Annotated in this window: 7 protein-coding genes; 5 read left to right on the forward strand and 2 right to left on the reverse strand. The window is 62.4% G+C overall.

Annotation, left to right across the window (positions count from 1 at the left end; genetic code table 11):
• The 4 genes from sufD to sufA all read left to right on the forward strand — a co-directional run.
• Positions 1-681 (forward strand): Fe-S cluster assembly protein SufD (gene sufD, locus EN925_RS23260; protein WP_128336954.1); only part of this gene is annotated, 681 nt, incomplete at its 5' end.
• Between the two features lie 4 nt (positions 682-685).
• The gene (locus tag EN925_RS23265; RefSeq protein ID WP_013532158.1) at positions 686-1,930 is read left to right on the forward strand and encodes a cysteine desulfurase; all 1,245 of its coding nucleotides are present in this window, start codon (positions 686-688) and stop codon (positions 1,928-1,930) included.
• Between the two features lie 19 nt (positions 1,931-1,949).
• Positions 1,950-2,342: an SUF system Fe-S cluster assembly protein gene (locus EN925_RS23270; RefSeq protein ID WP_013532157.1), complete on the forward strand. Its 393-nt coding sequence runs from the start codon at positions 1,950-1,952 to the stop codon at positions 2,340-2,342.
• 100 nt (positions 2,343-2,442) lie between these two features.
• On the forward strand, positions 2,443-2,823 hold the full coding sequence (gene sufA, locus EN925_RS23275) for a Fe-S cluster assembly scaffold SufA (RefSeq protein WP_013532156.1): 381 nt from the start codon (positions 2,443-2,445) through the stop codon (positions 2,821-2,823).
• A gap of 184 nt (positions 2,824-3,007) precedes the next feature.
• On the opposite strand, the gene EN925_RS23280 is transcribed toward sufA, so the two are convergent.
• Entirely contained in the window at positions 3,008-3,505 is a 498-nt protein-coding gene (locus EN925_RS23280; RefSeq protein ID WP_024504571.1) for a GFA family protein, read from the reverse strand.
• A gap of 92 nt (positions 3,506-3,597) precedes the next feature.
• On the opposite strand from EN925_RS23280, the gene EN925_RS23285 reads away from it, so the two are divergent.
• Positions 3,598-3,921: a TfoX/Sxy family protein gene (locus EN925_RS23285; RefSeq protein ID WP_024504570.1), complete on the forward strand. Its 324-nt coding sequence runs from the start codon at positions 3,598-3,600 to the stop codon at positions 3,919-3,921.
• A gap of 64 nt (positions 3,922-3,985) precedes the next feature.
• Here the strand turns inward: EN925_RS23285 and EN925_RS23290 are convergent, their stop codons facing one another.
• Positions 3,986-4,903 (reverse strand): pseudouridine-5'-phosphate glycosidase, encoded by a 918-nt coding sequence (locus EN925_RS23290; protein ID WP_024504569.1) that lies wholly within the window; start codon positions 4,901-4,903, stop codon positions 3,986-3,988.
• Positions 4,904-4,959 lie beyond the last annotated feature (56 nt).

Genomic DNA, 4,959 nt, shown 5'->3' on the forward strand with positions numbered 1-4,959 from the left:
GCCCAGGGCAGCTCGGTCAGCCAGCTCGTGCTCGGCGAAGGCGCCGAGGTGACGTGGCTGATTGTCCAGGAACAGCCGGAAACGGCGACGCATCTGGCCCAGTTCAAGGCCCATATCGGCAAGAATGCCAAGCTGACGTTGTTCGTCATGAACGCCGGCGGCAAGCTCGTGCGCCAGGAGATCATGGTCAGGACGACTGGCGAAGGCGCCGATTTCAAGCTGCGCGGCATCAACCTCTTGGCCGGCGACACCCATACCGACGTGACCATGGTTCTCGACCACGCCGTGCCGCACACGACCTCGACGGAGATCATCCGCAACGTGGTGACGGGCAAGGCGCGCGGCGTGTTTCAGGGCCGCATCAACGTCCATCAATATGCGCAGAAGACCAACGCCAAGATGGCATGCAACACGCTGTTGCTGTCGGACGATGGCGAGTTCTCGACCAAGCCGGAGCTTGAAATCTTCGCCGACGACGTGATTTGCGGCCATGGCGCGACGGTCACCGAGATCGACCACGATCATCTGTTTTACCTGATGGCGCGCGGCGTCGACGAGAAAAGCGCGCGGGGCTTGCTCGTGAAGGCCTTTGTCGCCGAGGTGATCGAGGAACTGGACGACGAGGCGATCGTCGAAGCGCTGGAAGCGCGGCTCGACGGCTGGTTCGTGGCACACGGGTGACCTGATGAACGCACCGGGCAAGATCGGAGATTTCTACGACGTCGAAGCGATCCGCCGCGATTTCCCGATCCTGTCGCGGGAAGTCTATGGCAAGAAGCTGGTCTATCTCGACAATGGCGCCTCGGCACAGAAGCCGCAGGTGGTGCTCGACGCTGTCCAGCACGCCTACAGCCAGGAATATGCCAACGTCCATCGTGGCCTGCATTTCCTGTCCAATGCCGCGACCGACGCCTACGAAAAGGCGCGCGAAACGGTACGCCGTTTCCTCAACGCGCCAAGCACCGACAACATCATCTTCACCTCGAACACGACCTCGGCCATCAACACCGTGGCCTATGGCTATGGCATGCCCAACATCGGCGAGGGCGACGAGATCGTGCTGTCGATCATGGAGCACCACTCCAACATCGTTCCCTGGCATTTCATCCGCGAGCGGCAGGGCGCCAAGCTGGTCTGGGTGCCGGTCGACGATCTCGGCGTCTTCCACATCGAGGAATTCGAAAAACGGCTGACCGACCGCACCAAACTGGTCGCCGTCACGCAGATGTCGAATGCGCTGGGCACGGTGACGCCGATCAAGGAAATCGTGCGCATCGCGCATGCGCGTGGAATTCCCGTCCTCGTCGACGGCAGCCAGAGCGCCGTGCATATGCCGATCGATGTGCAGGATCTCGACTGCGACTTCTTCGTCTTCACCGGGCACAAGGTTTATGGCCCTTCGGGCATCGGCGTGCTCTACGGCAAGAAGGACATTCTCCAGGGCATGCGCCCCTTCATGGGCGGTGGCGAGATGATCGAGGAGGTGACGGAAGACATCGTCACCTACAACGAGCCGCCGCATCGTTTCGAAGCCGGCACGCCGCCGATCGTGCAGGCGATCGGACTGGGTGCCGCGCTCGACTATATGGAAACGATCGGCCGCGAGCGCATCGCCGCGCATGAGGAAGACCTCAAGACTTATGCGCATGAGCGGCTACGCGCCATCAATTCGCTGCGCATCTTCGGCGATGCGCCCGGCAAGGGCGCCATCATCTCGTTCGAACTGCAAGGCATTCATGCGCACGACGTGTCGATGGTGATAGACAGGCAGGGCGTTGCAGTCCGCGCGGGCACCCATTGCGCCCAGCCGCTGTTGAAACGTTTCGGCGTAACCTCCACATGCAGGGCATCGTTCGGCATGTATAATACCAGGGCCGAAGTCGACGCATTGGCCGAGGCGCTTGAAAAAGCGCGCAAATTCTTCGGATGACGTTTTTTGGGTGACGACCATGGATGATGCAAGCATCGCTGCCGAGACCACTCCGGAAACCGCGCCCAATGCGCTGGTTTCGGGATCGGCCATCCCAGCCGACGAACTGGCGCGGTTGACCGACGACATCGTATCGGCGCTGAAGACGGTCTACGATCCGGAAATCCCGGCCGATATCTACGAGCTCGGCCTCATCTACAAGATCGACATCGAGGACAATCGCTCGGTCAAGATCGACATGACGCTGACCGCTCCCGGCTGCCCTGTCGCCGGCGAAATGCCCGGCTGGGTCGAAAATGCCGTCGGCGCCGTCGAAGGCGTGTCCGGCGTCGAGGTCAACATGACCTTCGACCCGCCCTGGTCGGCCGACCGCATGTCGGAAGAGGCGCAGGTGGCGGTGGGCTGGTACTAGCGTCAAGCCTGGCACACTTGCGCCAGGGATAAAACTTCACCATTTTAGGTGAGGAATCATTCGGCAGGCCTTGAACCTGCATGGAATGGAAGGAAAAAGAATGGGACGCTTCGCCGTCATCACCATGACCGAAAAGGCCGCCGACCGGGTGCGCGAGATCGTCGCCACCCGCGACAACGCGCATGGCATCCGCCTCGGCATCAAGAAGGGCGGCTGCGCCGGCATGGAATATACGGTCGATCTGGTGACCGAGCCCAACACCAAGGACGACCATATCGAGCGCGACGGCGCGCATGTCTATGTCGCGCCCGAGGCTGCGCTATTCCTGTTCGGCACCGAGATGGATTTCGAGCAGACGACGCTGCGCACCGGCTTCACCTTCCACAACCCGAACCAGAGCTCGGCCTGCGGCTGCGGCGAATCCGTCGAACTGAAGCCGGCCGACCTGAAGGCACTGGCAGAGGCACGCGCTTCGGCCTGATTTTTTCCTTCGCCCCGTTTACGCGGAGAAAGTGTCACGAAGTGACGGATGAGGGGCAGCGCCAGCCTCTCCAGAGTTAGCTCCGCCCAGCCTGCCGGCGTACGTCGTTAGAAAATCCAAGCAATTGGCTTTTCGTTCGGTGCGCGGATCACTCCTCACCTCCCCGTAAACGGGGCGAAGAAACTCACTCCACCCACATGCCCGTCCGCTTGTGCCAATCGGCGATCGATTCCTCGGGATAGACGTCGAAGACCTTGTCGTGCTTGCCAACCACCGGCTCCACCCAGTTCGCTTTGTATTTCAGCATCAGGTGCACTCGGCTCGGCGGAATGGGTAAATCGCTGTCGATCGCTGAGGCGAAGGGGTGCACCAGTTCCGGCCATGTCGGATCGTAGAGCCAAAGGGCTGAGCCGCATTTCTTGCAGAAATTGCGCTCGCCGGTTGAGATTTCGCAATGCGGATGCTCGTCGTCCTCGATCTCCGCCCGAAAGACGCCGAGGCTGCGCTTGCCCCTGATGTTCAGTGTCTCGTTGTCGGCACCGAGATTGATGGCGAAGCCGCCGCCGCCTTGCTGCTTGCGGCAGATGGAGCAGTAGCACAGCATGAACGGCGCCGGCGTGTGGCTTTCCACCTCGAAACGCACGGCATTGCAGCGGCAGGACCCTTTCAGCAGAAGCGGCATGGCGGGAAAACTCCGATCGACCTCTCTCAACCTGTCAGCATGATTTTGGTTGCGGCGATGACAAGGCCAGATGCCGGTGACATGATCGCGGCATGGACAATGAACGCATCGCCGAACTGTTCGAGGGTCTCGGCCCTGTCAGCATCCGCAAACTGTTCGGCGGCAAGGGCATCTATTTCGACGGCGTCATCGTCGCCATCGTGCTGCGCGGCGAATTGCTGTTGAAAGCCGACGAGCAAAGCGCCCCCGAGTTCGAGGCCGCCGGCTGCACGCAATGGACCTACACCGGCTCGCGCCACGGCAAGCTGGTCGCCATGCCCTATTGGAGCGTTCCCGACAGCGCTTTTGATGATCCCGACGAGATGACGGTCTGGGCACGCCGGGCGTATGAGGCGGGGCGAAGGGCGGGGAAGTGACGCCAGCCTTGGCACAGCGGAGGGACAGCACCCCCTCTGTCCCGCCGACCTTGGAGGCCGTGCCCTACAATGCCCTGGCTATCCTCGCCGCCAGCCGTGCATTGTTTTCCACCAGCGCGATGTTGGTCTTCAGGCTCCTGCCGCCGGTCAGTTCGAGGATCTTTCCCAGCAGGAATGGCGTCACCGCCTTGCCGGTGACATGTTGTGCCTCGGCGGCCTTCTGCGCGGCGTCGATATAGCCCGCCATCTCCGCAGCCGGGATTTCCTGGTTTTCCGGCACAGGATTGGCAATCAGCATGCCGCCAGCAAGCCCAAGTGCTGCCCTCGTCTGGTAGAAATGCGCGATCTCTTCCGGCTCGTGCAAGGTCAGCGGCGCGCGGAACGGCGATTGCCTGGACCAGAAGGCCGGCATCGTCTCGCAGCCATGGCCGATCACCGGCACGCCGCGCGTCTCCAGCACTTCCAGCGTCTTTTCGATGTCGAGGATCGCCTTGGCGCCGGCCGAGACGACAATCACCGGGGTGCGCGCCAGCTCGTCGAGATCGGCGGAAATGTCAAAGCTCTTTTCGGCGCCCTTGTGCACGCCGCCGATGCCGCCGGTGGCAAACACTTTTATGCCGACAATATGCGCCGCGATCATCGTGGCGGCGACCGTGGTGCCGCCGGTGCGCCCTTGCGCCACGGCAAAACCGAGATCGGCGCGCGACAGCTTCATGGCGTCGCCCGTCATCGCCAGCGATTCGCGCTCGCCGTCAGAAAGCCCGATCTTGATGCGGCCGCCAACCACGGCGATCGTCGCCGGCACGGCGCCGCCATCGCTGATGATCTTTTCGACATCGGCCGCCATGGCGCCGTTGTCGGGGTAGGGCATGCCATGGGTGATGATGGTGCTTTCCAGCGCCACCACCGGCCGGCCGTCGGCCAGGGCCTGCGCCACCGGCGCGTGGATGTCGATGAAGGGGCGGGCGGTCTCAGGGGTCATCAAGGTCTCCTATCCGGAATGCGGCGCGTCCGTCGGACGCTCGGCAACATCGCGGC

Origin of the sequence: Mesorhizobium sp. M7A.F.Ca.US.006.04.2.1, from assembly GCF_004022915.1 — a bacterium.
In the GTDB taxonomy this organism is placed as follows: domain Bacteria; phylum Pseudomonadota; class Alphaproteobacteria; order Rhizobiales; family Rhizobiaceae; genus Mesorhizobium; species Mesorhizobium ciceri.